We start from the raw sequence: 15942 nt of genomic DNA on the forward strand, positions 1-15942 counted from the left end.
AGCACTTAGCCTCGCATCGCGCGAGGCCCTTTGCTTTGCACCAACGCCCGGTGCTGACGCTTCTGTGCTCACCTTTGAATTGAATGCATCGAACTTTTAAGTAGCTTCAAGCACCTTTCGTGCCACGCGGAAGCATTCCAGCGCCTGAGGGACGCCGCAATAGATTCCGATCACGTGGATTATGGCCCGGATTTCTTCTTTCGAGACGCCATTGCTAATCGCGCCTTTGCAGTGGATTTCCCATTCATGCGTTTTCCCCAACGCGCCGATCATCGCCAGGTTCATCATTGACCGGGTTTTGGCGTCTATTACATCATCGCCCCAGCCAAACCCCCAACACCAGGCTGTCATCGCCTCTTGGAACGGGCGGCTAAAGTCATCTGCGGCGGCCAGGTTCTTTTCAACGTATTCTGCCCCCAAAGTGTTTTTACGTTGTTCCAGACCTTTGAGAAAAAGATCTTCGTCGAAAATATCTGCCATGTCAGGTCTCCGAGTGTTCAGCATGCCAAGCGGTGCTTATATAGGTGGTCATAATGTGGTTTCATCCGACGGTGTACTTGTTTCATCTGGTTCGGAGTGTTGTCGAGCGAAATGAATCTTCACTGCTGGGGGGCAGCCCGGTCGATTTGGCAAGGTTGCCGTGGAAAGAGTCTCCGTCCCACCAACTATGGGCCGAAGGGTCGCCGCCAGCTTCCCAACTCAGGGCGTCTTCAAGAAATGGGATATCGACCGTCATCGAACACCCATCGATAGCTGTCGACCTCCACCTGGCTGTTAAACCATCCCTGATCGTCTGCCCAGAGCACGTCAAACCGGCCTCCTGCAAAAATCTGACCGTGCCCTGCCACCATTCCGGCCAGTGATAGACGGCGTTCAGGGCGACCTTTTCGACATTCATCTCTTGCAGGGCTTCGACCATCGCGTATCCGGCCATGTGAAAGCGGATGCCGTGCTCGTTGGACAGGTCCTCGCAATATAGCCGCACACCCTACATGCCCAACCTTCAGGCATGCACCCAGTTCGAGCCGACCTGACCGCAGACATCGACGCCATTGCATGACATGCAATGCGTAAAATCTCCGAGCATGCCAAAGTTCTGCTTTCGGTGATCCAGCCCCGTGCACATAGTCGGGCACGTACAGCATCAAGCGATGCACTCCGACCGTCTCGGGACACATGCGCAGGAAATCCGATGGTGCGGTGTCAAAGTCGAACGGAGGAGAGGTAAAGCCCACCTGATACGGAAACAGCTTATGTTCAAGACGCCACTCTCCGGGCATGAGCATAGGGATTAGTTCTTTTCTGTATTGCGGGACAGGCTTGATAAATTTCGTGGCTGAGTGTCGCGATCAGCGTTTTCACGTGTCGATTGCCTCGCGCATCCATTGTTGCAGCCGTGCGATCGAATGTTCCGACATCACGCCGCAACCGGGGTCCAGAACCAGAGGACCGGGGCGGTACCCGCGGGATTTTAGCCCACGGTGGACGCTTTCGACCAGATGAATGTCTTCTTCGACCGTGGTCTCACGGTCCTGCACGGCCAGTTGTCGGATCACTGCGCTTTCCGACCCGCCCTCGGTGTACCATCCGCGCCAGACCGTGCAGTGGTCAGCGTCGATCGCGCGCCAGTGATAGGTGTTCAGCACATTGCCCGGATAGCACTGGAACGAGAACATGGGCCACAGAAACCACGACTGATAATCGCCCGCGTGGGGCACCGACATGTCGATGGGATAGGTCATCTTGTCGAGGCTTTGGCATTCCGTTGTGTGGCGCAGCACATATCCGCCGCTTGGATCGGGTTGAATGTCATAGGTTTCGGGTTTGACCACGCCCTCGGCAAAGGTTGGGTGGTTAGTCGGGCAGTGGTAACACTCCGAGTAGTTCTCGATACTGACCTTCCAATTGCAGTTTTCTGAGATCTCGACCCATTCCAGCGGTTCCAGATCATCTATATGGGGCACAAAGGCTCGGATTTGTTCGCGCACACCGGGATACCAGTCGTCCATCGCGGCCGCGTCATCATCAAGGTTGACGAAGATGAAGCCGTTGAACACCTCGGTCCGAACTGACGTTAGGCAAATTTCGCTGCGGTTGAACCCGGGAACGGATTTGATGTTGGGCCCGGCGCGCAACTGACCGGATAATTCATAGGTCCAGGCGTGATAGGGGCAGACGACGACACGGGTATTGCCCGCGCCGGTGACCATCTCATGCGCGCGATGCTGGCAAACATTGTAAAAGGTGCGAATTTCCCCGTCGCGCCCGCGAATGCAGAACAGGTTCTGATCAGCAATCGTGAAGGCGAAATAGTCGCCCGGTTCCCGGACCTGCGCCACGTGCCCGGCAAATTGCCACGTTCGGGCCAAAAGGCCCTGAATTTCTTGCGTAAAAATCGCAGGGTCGGTGTAGTATCGCGCATCAAGCGAACGCGTCAGGGGGGCGTTCATTCAGGCTCCTCCGCGTAGAGGCCAAGCTGGTGTCTGCGTTGATGAAACCGTTCCACCCGTTCGACAATTTCATCGCTGGAAACCGCGATCACGAAGGAAAGCAACGTTTCCAGCAATGCGATGGTCGAGACGGAGGATGGGAAGAATTGCGGGGTGTCAGCGGCCACGACAAAGCCATGCTGCGCGTTTAGGATCACCGGACTGGCGGGGCTGTCCGAAAGACCGATAACTGTAAGGCCCTGCTGCCGCGCCAGTTTGATCGCGTCGATGACTTCGGTTCGGTAGGGGTGGCAGGTGATCGCGATTAGAACGTCTTGTTCGTCCGCCCATGCCAGATCATCGACCGGGGTCGAGCCGGGGCGTGGAATGGCGTGAAACTGCTTCATTCCGGTTGACGCAAGATAGGTGAAGTTGCGGGCGTTTGAGTTGTTGACACCAACGCCCAGCGTGAAAATCTGACGGCAGTTCCAGATATCTTCGGCGGCCGCTTTCAGGGCCGCGGCGTCGATCCCAGCAAAGGTTTCTTCGATATTGCGGATCGCCGCGCCAATCATATCGGCATAGAGGCCCCCCAATTCCCCTGACTTGCCAATGTTCTGCAGCCAGCGGGCGCGGTCTGGAAACGACACGTTGCCCTGACGAATCGCTTCGCGAAAGGGTGCGCGGAAATCCTCGTACCCTTCGAAGCCCACCTGACGTGCCATCCGGACAAAAGTGTTGGGTTTGACCTTGGCGGCCTCGGCTATCTCGCGCACGGTCGAAACCCCAACATCCGTTGGGTTTTCTAGCACGTACCGCGCGGCTTTCTGCGCCTCAGGGGTGAGGGCGTCCCACTCTTCGGTCAGGCGGTCCAGAACGATTGATGATACATTTGTGTCATTCATGATTGACGATGGTACATTTGTGGAATTAGCCTGTCGAGCAGAAACGCGACTCGGGAAGAGGAAAAATCATGTCCGGGAAGAATCTGCCGTCGCATGCCCGCGTGGTCATCGTAGGCGGGGGCGTCATGGGGGTCGGTCTGGCCTATCATCTGGCGCATGAAGGGTGGGGCGGTGATACCGTCCTGCTGGAAAAGGCTGAACTGACAAGCGGCAGCACCTGGCATGCTGCAGGGCAGATCACACATTCAACGTCGAGCTTTGGGCTCGGCAAATGTGTGGACTACAACATCGGTCTCTATTCTGGTGCGTTGGAGGCTGAAACCGGCCAGCCTGTGACGTGGCATGGGTGTGGATCCTTCCGGCTGGCCTATACCGAAGATGAGATGGACTGGCTACGTCACACTCTGTCGGTGGGCCGCTCGCTGGGGTTCAATATTGATCTCGTGGGGCCCGAGAAGGTGGCAAAGCTTCACCCGTTCTATAACCTCGAAGGCGTTTTAGGTGCGCTTCACACGCCGGATGACGGGCATGTGGACCCGACCAACGTGACTATGGCGATGGCTGCGGGTGCGCGTCAGAAAGGTGTGCGTATCTTTCGCAACTGTCGTGCCACCAACATCACGCAGGCCGACAGCGGTGAATGGGTGGTTGAGACCAAGATGGGGACCATCACGTGCGAGCATGTGGTGAACGCAGGCGGCACCTATGCTCGTCAGATGGGCGAATGGTCCGGTTTGCAACTGCCCATGACCTCGATGACGCACCATTACTTCGTGACGGAACCGGTGCCCGAGTTCCAGAATCTGGACAGGGAACTGCCGGTGATCCGGGATGACCGCAAGGTTTCGGGCTATATCCGGATGGAGCAACAGCGCGGGTTGATCGGGATTTACGAGAAAGAGAACCCGAACTCGGTCTGGCACGATCATTGCCCATGGGAATACGAAAACTGGCTGTTTGACGCGGATTACGACCGGGTGATGCCTTGGCTTGAGGAAAGCCTGAACCGGATGCCGATCTTTGCCGAGCTGGGTATTCAGCGCGACGTGCATGGCGCGATCTCGCATCCGCCGGATGGCAACCCGCTGATCGGGCCTGCGCCGGGCGTTCAGAACTACTGGTGCTGCTGCGGCACGCAGATCGGCATTGGCTGGGGGCCGGGTCTGACCCGAGAACTTGCGCGCTGGATGGTGCATGGTGCGGCCGATATCTCGATGCGTGAGTTCGATCCGCGCCGTTTTGGCAGCTATGCCACCAAGGACTGGCAGGTGATCAAGGCGGAAGAGGATTACTGCCTGCGCCACGAAATCCCCTTTCCGCATTTCAACCGCCTGGAAGGGCGCCCGATCAAGCCGTCACCGCTGTACGAATTGCTGAAATCCAAGGGCGCGGTGCATGAGGAAGTTTACGGCTTTGAGCGCCCCCGCTGGTTCGCACGGGACGGTGTAGAACAGTGCGATCATTACTCCTTCCGTCGCACTCCTGTCGACGACATGGTCGCGACCGAGGTCAAGGCGGTGCGCGAACGGGTTGGCATCATGGATGTCAGCGCCTTTACCAAGGTGTTGGTTTCTGGTGACGATGCAGAAGCTCTACTAGATCGCCTGATTGCCAATCGTCTTCCGCGAGTGGGTAGGGTTGCCTTGGGGCACATGTTGAACCGACGTGGCCGGATTGAGATGGAAGTCACGGTATCCAAAGTGCGAGAGGATGCGTTCTATCTGGTCTGTGCCGCTTTCTTCGAACAGCGTCTACTGGATCACCTGGATGCCCATAGACAGGGCGCACGCGTCGAAATTCAGAACCTGTCCCACAGTTACTGCGCGCTGACGCTGAATGGTCCGAGGGCCCGGGACGTTCTGAACGCCGTTCGCCAATACAGCCCGTCGGAGGACAGGCTATCAAACGCGGATTTTCCGTGGATGAGTTGGCAGATCAACACGATTGCCGAAGAACAGGTTTGGGCGTTTCGCATGTCTTACGCGGGTGAGTTGGGGTGGGAGTTTCATATGCCGCGAGCCTGCCTTGAACCGGTCTATAACGCGCTCTGGGCGGCGGGAAAGCCGTACGGAATCGCTGATTACGGCAGCTTTGCCATGAACGTGATGCGGATGGAGAAGGGCTTTAAAGGTGCAGGCGAGTTGACCAATGAAGTCACGCTGGCCGAGGCCGATGTGCTGCGCTTTGCCCGCACTGACAAGGATTATCTGGGCAAGGATAAGACACTCAACACCGATCTGCCCTGGATCTGCGCCTATATTGAGATTGAACCGGACGGCGATATCGATGGGCATGGCGGCGAGGCGGTCATGCTGGATAGTCGCGTTGTGGGTTCGATGGCTTCAGTCGCCTACGGGCACACGGTCGGCAAAATCCTGGCCTTTGCCTACATCAAGCCCGAGGCTGCAGCCCCCGGCACTGCATTGCAAGTCGTGATACACGGCCAACCTCGTGCGGCCCGCGTCCTAGGTGAACCGGCCTACGACCCGCAAAGTCTGTTGCCCCGTACCGACGCCATTATGGAGACTGCACAATGAGCTTGCCCGATACAATGAAAGCTATGGTCACAATGGGCCATGGCGGCCTTGAACAGATGGTGTTGCATAACGACTGGCCGCGTCCAGCACCTGCCGCTGGCGAGGTGCTGATCAAAGTCGCGGCCTGTGGTTTGAACAATACGGATGTGAACACGCGGTCTGGCTGGTACTCAAAAACCGTCACGGATGCGACCACCGGCGGTGCGTTCGAAGAGGTGGGTGAGGAAGACCCCACCTGGGGCGGCAATCCGATCACCTTCCCGCGCATTCAGGGGGCTGATATCTGCGGTCAGATCGTGGCCGTAGGCGACGGCGTCGACCGCGCCCGCATTGGTGAACGCGTCATCACCGATGGCTGGCTGCGTGATCCGGACGATCCGGGCAATATGGACAAGACCGGTTATTACGGGTCCGAGCGGGACGGCGGATTTGCCGAATATGCCACGACACTTGCGGTGAATGCGGTGCCGATCAACTCGGACCTTTCGGATGCGGAACTGGCGACGTTTTCGTGCTCGTATTCCACCGCCGAAGGCATGTTGACCCGCGCCAAAGTCACCGCAAGGGACACCGTATTGGTGCCCGGCGCCTCGGGCGGTGTTGGCGGTGCGCTGGTGCAATTGGCCAAACGACGTGGAGCGCGTGTAATTGCACTGGCGTCCGAGGCCAAGCACGCTGATGTGGCCGAACTGGGGCCTAACATGATCCTGCCCCGCGCGCCCGAAAACTTGCGCGCGGCGTTAGGAGACGAAAAGATCACTGTTGTTGCCGACGTGGTCGGTGGACCGTATTGGTCCAACCTGATCGATATTCTGGAACGGGGAGGGCGCTATACTTGCTCGGGTGCCATTGCTGGGCCAATGGTCGAGTTCGACCTGCGAACTTTTTACCTGCGTGACCTGACCTTCACCGGCTCGACGGTGATTGATCCTCAGGTGATGCAGAACCTCGTGAAATACATTGAGGCAGGAGAGATCAAGCCAGCGCTGGCGGCAACCTATCCATTAGAAGAATTGCGTGAGGCACAGGCGGCCTTTATCGCCAAACAACACACAGGCAACATAGTGGTAACCCCATGACACTGGACGACGTACTTGAGGCTGCCCGACTGCTTCACCAATCACATCCAGAACTGTCGAGCTTCGGTGCCTGGCCGGGCGACCTTGTGGCCGCGGGCCTGCGACCCAACCAAATTCCTGCGGTGGAATTGGTTCAGCAAACCGATTTCCCGGCCGAGGATGCCACGCGGACTCTGTCCGATGCGATCAGGGCAACCGCACATCTGGCGCAATGGAAACTTACCTATACCGAGGAAGAGGTCGGTGCCGATTTTCTAAACCGCTACGGTTATTACGAACTGTTTGGTCCAACTGGGCATTTCCATTCGACCCAATTACGCGGTTACGTCGCCTATTGGGGGGCGGGTCTGAACTATGATTGGCACAGCCATCAGGCCGAGGAACTCTATTTGGTCGTAGGGGGCGGGGCAAGGTTCCGCATCGAAGAGAACGAAACCGATGTCGGCCCAAACCAGACGCGCCATCACGTCAGCTGGCAAAGTCATGCGATGACCACAAGCAACGAGCCGATCCTGACTTTCGTTCTTTGGCGCGGTGAGGGAATGGGCGATTTACCACGAATGGATGCCGCGTGAAAATTACCCGTGTGCGCGTGTTTCAAACTGGCCTGCCTTATGTTGGCGGAGCCTATGCCTGGGGCGCGGGCAACGCGATTGAAACCGCGATTGCGTCGGTGGTCGTCATCGACACAGATGCTGGTCTGCAGGGGTGTGGCGAATTCACACCATGTGGCGAGAATTACATGGTCGCGCATTCCGAAGGCGTGGCCGCGCTGGCCCGGTTGGTTGCTCCGTCACTGTTGGGCCAGGACCCGCGACAGGTGGGGCGGATTGAACAGTTGATGGATCATTTGGTTCAAGGGCATGGTTATGCAAAGGCCCCGTTCGATGCGGCGTGCTGGGATATTCTGGGCCAGGCCTGCGATCAGCCGGTCTGGATGCTGTTGGGTGGTAAGCTGACCGATGGCGCGCCAATGTATCGTGTCACGCCTCAGAAAACGGTGGATGAAACTGTGGCTGAGATGAATGCCTATCGCGATCAGGGTTATCGTCAGTTTCAGGTCAAAATCGGGGGCGACTGGCCTAGCGACATTGAACGCATTCGTACAATTGTTCCGCTGCTGGAACCGGGTGAGAAGGCGATAGCCGATGCCAATCAGGGTTGGCGTGTCGACAATGCGATCCGGGTGGCGCGTGCAACGCGGGATCTGGATTACATTCTGGAACAGCCCTGCCGCACCTACGAGGAATGCCAGCAGGTGCGCCGCGTGGCCGAGCAACCGATGAAGCTGGATGAATGCCTGACTGGTATGCACATGGCACAGCGCATCGTCGCGGATCGCGGGGCCGAGATCTGCTGTCTCAAAATTTCGAACCTCGGGGGGCTCAGCAAGGCGCGGCGAGTGCGAGACTATCTGGTTGAAAACCGCATTCCGGTGGTCAGCGAAGACACATGGGGCGGCCAGATTGCCACCGCAGCCGTCGCCCATTTTGCCGCTTCGACTCCGTCGGAGTACCTGCAAAACACAACGGACCTGATGAATTACAATACGCGATCTACCGGACTCGGCGGACCAATGTCGCGGAATGGCAAGCTCTACGCCTCGGATGCACCAGGAATGGGCGTAGTGCCCGATTCCGAAAGCCTTGGCGCGGCGATTGAGGAGTTCAGATTATGAGACCACAGGCAACGGCAACCCAGATGATTGATGACGCGCGCGTGCGGGTGACGCGCTTTGACTTCGCCCCCGGTGCAGAAACCGGGTGGCATCGTCACGAAATGGATTACGTCATCACGGCCGTCACCGATTGCCACATGCGGCTGGAACTGCCTGACGGAACGGAGAACGAAGTGACTGTCCCTGCCGGAACCTCCTATCGCCGCGACGAGGGCATCGAGCACAATGTGATCAATGCCGGGGACGCGCCCATGTCCTTTGTCGAAGTGGAGCTGAAATGAAGATCACCCGCCTTTCGGTCTATCATGTCGACCTGCCGTTGGAGCATCCTTATTGGCTGTCCGGCGGGCGGTTGAAATTCGAAGTGCTGGACGCGACGCTGGTCAAGATGGAAACCGATGCCGGGCTGGTCGGCTGGGGCGAAGGTACGCCTTGGGGCCACACCTATGTACCCGCGCATGGTCCAGGCATTCGCGCGGGGATTCAGACCGTGGCACCTTTCATTCTGGGTCTTGATCCGCGCCGGGTGCTGGATGTGGAACGCACGATGGATACTGCGCTGTCCGGTCACCTCTATGCCAAAAGCCCTATCGACATGGCCTGTTGGGACATTGCCGGTCAGGCCGCGGGTCTGCCGATTGCCGATCTGATGGGCGGCGGGTCGCGGACACCGCGCCCGATTGCCTCTTCGGTCGGGGCCAAGACCGTCGAAGAAACCCGTGAAGTGATGGAGCGCTATCGCAGCCGTGGTTACGTCGCCCATTCGGTGAAAATCGGCGGCGATGTGGAACGCGACATTGCCCGCGTGCGCGATGTTGAAAGCATCCGTCGACCGGGTGAGATCGTCCTCTACGACGTAAACCGGGGCTGGACCCGGCAACAGGCCCTTCGGGTGATGAGCGCCTGCGAGGACCTGAACGTCATCTTTGAACAACCTGGTGAGACGCTGGACGATATCGCAGCTATTTCCGGCCGCCACGCCTCGCCCGTCTCAGCAGATGAAAGCCTGGTCACATTGCAGGACGCCGCACGCATTGCCCGCGAGGGGCTGGCCGAGGTTTTTGGAATCAAGCTGAACCGCGTCGGCGGGCTGACCAAGGCCGCGCGTATGCGGGATATTGCGCTGGCGCATGGGATCGACATGTTCGTGATGGCGACCGGAGGCTCGGTTCTGGCCGATACCGAGGCGCTGCATCTGGCATCCACCATCCCGGATGAAAATTGTCACGCAGTTTGGGCCTGTCAGGACATGATCACCGTCGATATTGCGGGTGGCCGTGGGCCGCGCAACATCGATGGCCACCTGCACTTGCCTGAAACGCCCGGCTTTGGCGTCCACCCCGACGAAGACACGCTGGGCGATCCGGTTGGAGTTTATCAATGAGGATCAACAAGATAACGCTTTGGTCGGCCGATCTAACCAGCCATGAGACTTATCACATGGCCGACGGCAAGACCTGCGCCACGGTCAAGACACATGTCCTGTGCCTTGAAACGGATACCGGTCTGAAGGGCTGGGGTGAGGTCTGCCCGATCCCTCATTATTTGCCAGCCTATGCTGACGGTGTACCGGGGGCGGTTGCAGAAATGGGGCCGGAAATTCTGGGTGTGTCCCCGTTTGGTGCCGATGCACCGATGCACAAATTGGATGGAGTCCTGCAGGGGCATTTCTATGCAAAATCCATCGTCGATATCGCCCTGTGGGACCTGTTCGGTCAGGCCACAGGCCAACCGGTCTATGCTTTGTTGGGCGGGCGGACGCGGAAGGACATGCCGCTTTATCATTCGATCACTTGTATCGCACCGGACGATATGGCCCGGATCGCCAAAACCGCCTACCAAGCCGATATTCGCCAGTTTCAGGTCAAGCTGGGGGTCGAAGGCGACTGGCAGGCCGATGCGGAGCGCCTGATCAAAGTGCGCGAGGCTGTCGGGCCGGGCCCTCTGGTCTATGGCGACTGGAATTGCGGCGCATCACGATTGCAGGCCACGCGTACAGGGCGGGCCGTAGCGCATCTGGACGTTATGTTGGAGCAGCCCTGCAAGACTTTGGAGGATTGCGCCGCCGTGCGGCAGGCCACCGGCTTGCCGATGAAGATTGACGAAAACGCCTTTGATCTGGCCTCGTTGCTGCGTGCGCACGAACTGGGCTGCATGGATGCGGTAGCGTTGAAATTGTCCAAGTTCGGTGGCTTGTCGGCGATGCGCCGCGCGCGCGACTTGATCGTACATCTAGGGGCCGAGATTTGCGCCGAATGCACCTGGGGCTCGGATATCGTCACCGCAGCCTCGCTGCATTTCGCGGCCTCGACACCGCATGGATCGCTGCTGAATACCTGTGATCTGTCGTCCTATGTGGCGCCACGCCTTTGCCCGGTCGCACCAAATCGTGAAAACGGTCGGATTGCCCCGCCCGAAGGTTCGGGATTAGGTGTTTCACCTGACCCAGAAGTTCTTGGTTCCCCGATACTGGAGATCGTGTGAGATGCTAAAAATCAATACTCAATCCGAATGGATCGACCGTGCAAATGCAGTTCTGCCGGCCGGAGGGTTTGGCAATTTCGATCCCGGCATCATCATTGCGCGCGGCGAAGGCAGCCGTGTCTGGGATGAGGACGGCAACGAATATATCGACTACCTGATCGGGTCCGGCCCCATGCTGCTGGGCCATGGCCACCCCGAGGTGATGGAGGCGGTTTTGGAGCAACTGCCCAAGGGCATGACCTTCTTTGCCAATAACTCTAAAGGTATCGAACTGGCCGAAGCGATCATCGACGCGGTGCCCTGCTGCGAACAGGTGCGCTTTGTCGCCTCGGGCGGTGAAGCGGATATGTACGCGATCCGTCTGGCCCGCGCCTATACCAGACGTACCAAGATCCTGAAATTCGAAGGCGGATATCATGGCATGAGCGCCGAGGCGCAGATGAGCCTTGCGCCCAGTCGGCAGGTCAACTTTCCACAGGCGGTGCCTGACAGTGCGGGTATACCCGACAGCGTGGCCGAGCAGGTACTGGTTGCACCTTTCAACGACCTTGAGGCGGTGTCTGCTCTGCTGGACGAACATGACGATGTCGCCGCGATCATGGTTGAACCTCTGCAACGGATCGTGCCGCCCGAACCCGGCTACCTGCAGGGCCTGCGCGATCTTTGCAACAAGCACCAAGTCTTGTTGATCTTTGACGAGATCGTCACCGGGTTCCGCCTGGCCTATGGCGGGGCGCAGGAAAAATACGGGGTGACGCCCGATATATGTACGTTGGGCAAGGCAACTGGCGGCGGCTTTCCTCTGGCCGCTCTGGGTGCCAGCGCCGAGATCATGAAGCATTTCAATAAGGCGCAGGTCGGTGAAGAAGGCTGGCTGATGCAGCTGGGCACCTTGTCTGGCAATCCGGTGGCCTCGGTCGCGGGTCTAAAAACCCTGGAGATTCTGCGCCGTGATGGAACCTATGACCAGCTTCGTGCAACCGGGGCCGCGTTGCAGCAGATTCAGGTGGACGCGCTGACCCGAGCGGGCATTCCGCATCGAGTCGTCGGCGATGAAACGCTGTTCGATATCTACTTTACCGATGCGATCTGCCGCGACTATCGCAGTGCCAGACATGACGACCCGCAGCGCAACGTGATTTACAACGATACGTTGCGCGCACAGGGAATCTTCAAAGCCCCCGGAAAGCTTTATCCGTCGCTGGCGGTCACCCAGGCGGATTTGGAACAGACTCGGTTAGCCGTCAATCAGGCAGTGCGGGCGATCTGTGCTGTCTGAAACTGTGTTGTGAAAGTAATCGGGCCGCCGTCAAAATATGACAGCGGCCCTAACCAATCGGATATCAAGATTTCGTCTCGCCCCCTCGAATACCACTTAATCAAACAAACTGAACAATAAACTTTTCGACTTTTTCGAGACTGAACTGACGTCTCAATTGGTGTGCTTTATTGATGCCCGATTTAGGTGCGGGTCACAGTGAAGTAATTCACATTCAATAAATTTTTTAGGATCTCCAGTCGAAAAACCCCGGACCGGCCTGTTTCAGCAGCGTTTGCGCCATGGCGCGACCCATCTCAGCGCCGTCAGAGATTGCACCGGTTTGGTCTTCGGCGATCGCCTCGGACCCGTCGGGGCGCAACACCTCGCCGCGCAAGCGCAGTTGACCGCCCTGCACTTCGGCCAGACCAGCGATGGGGGTTTCGCAGGATCCGTCCAGTGCCGCCAGCAAGGCCCGTTCAGCCGCCAGACGTTGGCCGGTCTCGGTATGGTGGATCGCTTCGAGCATACCCGCTGCGCGGGAATCGTTGCTGCGGCGTTCGATACCGATGGTGCCCTGTGCGATGGCGGGGAGCATGTCCTCGGGGGCGATGGCGGTGGCGGGAACCTCGGCCATGTTCAAGCGGCGGATGCCTGCCATGGCCAGAAACGTGCAGTCCGCCACGCCGTCAGCCAGTTTCTTCAGGCGCGTCTGCACATTGCCGCGAAATTCGACCACGTTCAGGTCAGGCCGCCGGTTCAGCAGCTGCGCCCGACGACGCAGGGATGAGGTGCCGACCACCGCGCCCTGCGGCAGTTCGTGGATCGAGGTCAGGCTGGGCGAAATAAACGCATCGCGGACATCCTCACGTGGCAGGAACATATCCAGTACCAGGCCTGCGGGCTGTTCCACCGGCATGTCTTTGGTGGAATGCACAGCAATGTCGATATCGCCGCGCAGCATCGCCTCTTCGATTTCCTTGGTGAACAGACCCTTGTTGCCGATCTCTTTCAACGGGCGGTCGGCGTCGATCATTGCGCGGTTGTCGCCGGTGGTCTTGATCACCACGATCTCGAACGCCTCTTCCGGCAGATCATGCGCAGCGCCCAGCCGTTGCCGGGTTTCGTAAGCTTGTGCCAGCGCCAGAGGCGATCCACGGGTGCCAATTTTCAGCGGTGAGTCGGGGGAAGGCAGGGTCAGTGTCATGGCCACAGCTTTAGTCGCGTCACATTGCCCTGACAATGGGGGCACACCTTGACAAATTGCCACTGAGGGCCGACCCGTTGCGACAAACCAGACGATTGGGGACAAAGATGGCCGAGACAAAGAAACTGCTGCGGGCGCTGGCGGGTGAGGTGCAGGATGTGCCGCCGATCTGGATGATGCGTCAGGCCGGGCGGTATCTGCCAGAATACCGCGCGACACGGGCGCAAGCCGGAGATTTTCTGTCGCTCTGTTATAACCCTGAACTGGCCGCCGAGGTGACGTTGCAGCCGATACGGCGCTATGGGTTCGACGCGGCGATCTTGTTTGCCGATATCCTGCTGGTGCCGCAGGCGCTGGGCGCAGATTTATGGTTTGTCACCGGTGAAGGCCCGCGCCTGTCGACTACTACGCAGCAATCGGAGTTCGATGCGCTGAAACCGGTCGAGGATATCCACGAAACCCTGTCGCCGGTCTATGAGACGGTGCGGATCCTGTCGCGCGACTTGCCGTCCGAGACGACCCTGATCGGGTTCGCGGGCGCGCCCTGGACGGTGGCGACCTATATGATCGCCGGGCGCGGTACCCCGGATCAGGGGCCAGCGCATGCGTTACGCGAGGAGAATACCGCCTTGTTCGAGGCGCTGTTGGAGCGAATCACGCTGGCCACAATCGAATACCTCTCTGCCCAGATCGAGGCCGGGGCCGAGGTGGTCAAGATTTTTGACAGTTGGGCCGGGTCATTGAAGGGTGAGGCATTCCGGAAATACGCGCTTGAGCCATGTCGGGTGATCACACAGGCCATCAAGGAACGCCATCCCGGTATCCCGGTGGTTGGTTTCCCACGTGAGGCCGGGGATGGCTATATCGGATTTGCCAATGCGACCGGTGTGGATTGCGTGGCGCTTGATAACTCGGTTTCGCCGGAATGGGCAGCGCAACATGTGCAAGCGGATGGATGTGTTCAGGGCAATCTTGCCTCGTCCCATATGGTGACGGGCGGTCAGGCGCTGGTGGATGAGACGCGGCAGATCGTTAAGGCGTTCTCGAAAGGTCCGCATATTTTCAATCTGGGTCACGGGATCACACCGGATGCCGATCCCGAGAATGTGCAATTGATGATCGACACGGTGCGCGGACGGTAATGGGGAAGGGGGCCAGCCCCCGAGATATTTTTAGCCGGATGAAGAGGCGGATTCTTGTGGTGCGTTAAGCTCGTTCAGGATGTCCTGACGATGTTCTCCGCGCGCAGGGCTGGGTTTGGGCTGCCATTCGGCGGTTGAGAATCTTGGGGCGGGGGCTGCTTGCAGGATGCCGTCAGGTGCCTGCCAGGTCTGGCGCACGGTATTCATCGGATGGGCCTGCGCTTCTGAAGGGCTGAGGACTGGCGCAACGCATGCATCGGTGCCTTCGAACAGGTCTGCCCAATGATCCCGGGGTTTGGTTGCGAATATTTCGATCAGACGTTGGGACAGCGCGGGCCAATTAGTGCGATTGTATTGCTGTTGGAATTCAGGATCGTCCGACAGGCCCAGTTTTTGCAGAAACTGGGCGTAGAACTTGGGTTCAAGACATTGAACCGTCACGAAGCCTCCGTCGGCACAAGCGTAAGTGCGGCTCCAATGAGGGCCGTCCAGCAGGCTTTGACCGCGTATGTCTGACAGGTTTCCCGTTTGGCCCAGGCTCATCAGCAGGTTCATCATGTGGGCTGAACCGTCATAGATCGCGGCGTCGACAATTGTGCCTTTGCCGGTTCTTTGCGCATTCAGCAGCCCGGCCAGTAGGCCAGCGACCAAATACATGGCGCCACCGCCGATATCACCGACCAGCGTGGCAGGGGTTTGCGGCGGATGACCGGGAGGCGATCCGTACCAGAGCGCGCCGGACAGGGCGATATAGTTCAGGTCATGGCCGGCCGTGTCCGACAGAGGGCTGCCCTGACCCCAGCCGGTCATCCGACAGTAGACCAGTTTGGGCTTCAGATCATGACAGAGCTCGGGACCAAGGCCGAGCTTTTCCATCACGCCAGGTCGAAATCCTTCGATCAGCGCATCAGCCGAGGCGATCAGGCGTTTGGCATTCTGCAGATCGTGCGCGTCTTTCAGGTTCAGATCAATCGACCGTTTGCCGCGATCCAGAACCGAGCGTTCGGGCATACCGGGCGTTACCGCCTGCCCCTTGCGGTGGATGGTGATGACGTCCGCACCCATATCCGCCAGCATCATGGCGGCAAATGGGGCAGGGCCCAGCCCTTCGATCTCGATGATCCGAATACCGTTCAGCATTGCGCCCCTCCGTTTCGGCGCAGGGTTTCGCCTTGTCCGGTGAATTGCAAGGCCCGCGTTGCGCGCAACAGCGGGCTTTCCAA

15 protein-coding genes are annotated in these 15942 nt (G+C 58.7%); 9 read left to right on the plus strand and 6 right to left on the minus strand.

Annotation, left to right across the window (positions count from 1 at the left end):
• Positions 1–96 precede the first annotated feature (96 nt).
• The 4 genes from RUE5091_RS10070 to RUE5091_RS10085 form a co-directional block, all read right to left on the minus strand.
• Positions 97–480 (minus strand): carboxymuconolactone decarboxylase family protein, encoded by a 384-nt coding sequence (locus RUE5091_RS10070; protein WP_058281795.1) that lies wholly within the window; start codon positions 478–480, stop codon positions 97–99.
• 82 nt (positions 481–562) lie between these two features.
• Positions 563–985, minus strand: a complete 423-nt coding sequence (locus tag RUE5091_RS23430) for a hypothetical protein (RefSeq protein ID WP_207383728.1) — start codon at positions 983–985, stop codon at positions 563–565.
• A 373-nt stretch (positions 986–1358) separates the two neighbouring features.
• Positions 1359–2450 carry an aromatic ring-hydroxylating oxygenase subunit alpha gene (locus RUE5091_RS10080; RefSeq protein WP_058281797.1) on the minus strand — a complete coding sequence of 364 codons (1092 nt, stop codon included), beginning with the start codon at positions 2448–2450 and terminating at the stop codon, positions 1359–1361.
• Positions 2447–3334 carry a MurR/RpiR family transcriptional regulator gene (locus tag RUE5091_RS10085; RefSeq protein ID WP_058281798.1) on the minus strand — a complete coding sequence of 296 codons (888 nt, stop codon included), beginning with the start codon at positions 3332–3334 and terminating at the stop codon, positions 2447–2449. Before RUE5091_RS10085 ends, RUE5091_RS10080 begins: the two co-directional genes overlap by 4 nt.
• A gap of 68 nt (positions 3335–3402) precedes the next feature.
• Between RUE5091_RS10085 and RUE5091_RS10090 the strand changes: the two genes are divergently transcribed.
• From RUE5091_RS10090 to RUE5091_RS10125, 8 genes are read left to right on the plus strand one after another with little or no spacing between them, the layout of a single operon-like run.
• Positions 3403–5871 (plus strand): FAD-dependent oxidoreductase, encoded by a 2469-nt coding sequence (locus tag RUE5091_RS10090; protein WP_058281799.1) that lies wholly within the window; start codon positions 3403–3405, stop codon positions 5869–5871.
• Positions 5868–6950, plus strand: a complete 1083-nt coding sequence (locus RUE5091_RS10095; RefSeq protein WP_058281800.1) for an alcohol dehydrogenase family protein — start codon at positions 5868–5870, stop codon at positions 6948–6950. Before RUE5091_RS10090 ends, RUE5091_RS10095 begins: the two co-directional genes overlap by 4 nt.
• Entirely contained in the window at positions 6947–7525 is a 579-nt protein-coding gene (locus tag RUE5091_RS10100) for a dimethylsulfonioproprionate lyase family protein (RefSeq protein ID WP_058281801.1), read from the plus strand. Before RUE5091_RS10095 ends, RUE5091_RS10100 begins: the two co-directional genes overlap by 4 nt.
• Entirely contained in the window at positions 7522–8628 is a 1107-nt protein-coding gene (locus tag RUE5091_RS10105; protein WP_058281802.1) for a mandelate racemase/muconate lactonizing enzyme family protein, read from the plus strand. The genes RUE5091_RS10100 and RUE5091_RS10105 overlap by 4 nt, the downstream gene beginning before the upstream one ends.
• Positions 8625–8909 carry a cupin domain-containing protein gene (locus RUE5091_RS10110; protein ID WP_058281803.1) on the plus strand — a complete coding sequence of 95 codons (285 nt, stop codon included), beginning with the start codon at positions 8625–8627 and terminating at the stop codon, positions 8907–8909. The genes RUE5091_RS10105 and RUE5091_RS10110 overlap by 4 nt, the downstream gene beginning before the upstream one ends.
• Positions 8906–10012, plus strand: a complete 1107-nt coding sequence (locus tag RUE5091_RS10115; protein WP_058281804.1) for a mandelate racemase/muconate lactonizing enzyme family protein — start codon at positions 8906–8908, stop codon at positions 10010–10012. The genes RUE5091_RS10110 and RUE5091_RS10115 overlap by 4 nt, the downstream gene beginning before the upstream one ends.
• Entirely contained in the window at positions 10009–11112 is a 1104-nt protein-coding gene (locus tag RUE5091_RS10120) for a mandelate racemase/muconate lactonizing enzyme family protein (protein ID WP_058281805.1), read from the plus strand. Before RUE5091_RS10115 ends, RUE5091_RS10120 begins: the two co-directional genes overlap by 4 nt.
• 1 nt (position 11113) lies before the next feature.
• Positions 11114–12391 carry an aspartate aminotransferase family protein gene (locus RUE5091_RS10125; RefSeq protein WP_058281806.1) on the plus strand — a complete coding sequence of 426 codons (1278 nt, stop codon included), beginning with the start codon at positions 11114–11116 and terminating at the stop codon, positions 12389–12391.
• Positions 12392–12617: 226 nt separating this feature from the next.
• Here the strand turns inward: RUE5091_RS10125 and hemC are convergent, their stop codons facing one another.
• The gene (gene hemC, locus RUE5091_RS10130) at positions 12618–13577 is read right to left on the minus strand and encodes a hydroxymethylbilane synthase (protein WP_058281807.1); all 960 of its coding nucleotides are present in this window, start codon (positions 13575–13577) and stop codon (positions 12618–12620) included.
• 107 nt (positions 13578–13684) lie between these two features.
• On the opposite strand from hemC, the gene hemE reads away from it, so the two are divergent.
• Positions 13685–14719, plus strand: coding sequence for a uroporphyrinogen decarboxylase (gene hemE, locus RUE5091_RS10135; protein WP_058281808.1), 1035 nt, complete (start codon positions 13685–13687; stop codon positions 14717–14719).
• A gap of 30 nt (positions 14720–14749) precedes the next feature.
• On the opposite strand, the gene RUE5091_RS10140 is transcribed toward hemE, so the two are convergent.
• On the minus strand, positions 14750–15859 hold the full coding sequence (locus RUE5091_RS10140) for a CaiB/BaiF CoA transferase family protein (RefSeq protein ID WP_058281809.1): 1110 nt from the start codon (positions 15857–15859) through the stop codon (positions 14750–14752).
• Positions 15860–15942: the final 83 nt, after the last annotated feature.

Source organism: Ruegeria denitrificans (assembly GCF_001458295.1).
In the GTDB taxonomy this organism is placed as follows: domain Bacteria; phylum Pseudomonadota; class Alphaproteobacteria; order Rhodobacterales; family Rhodobacteraceae; genus Ruegeria; species Ruegeria denitrificans.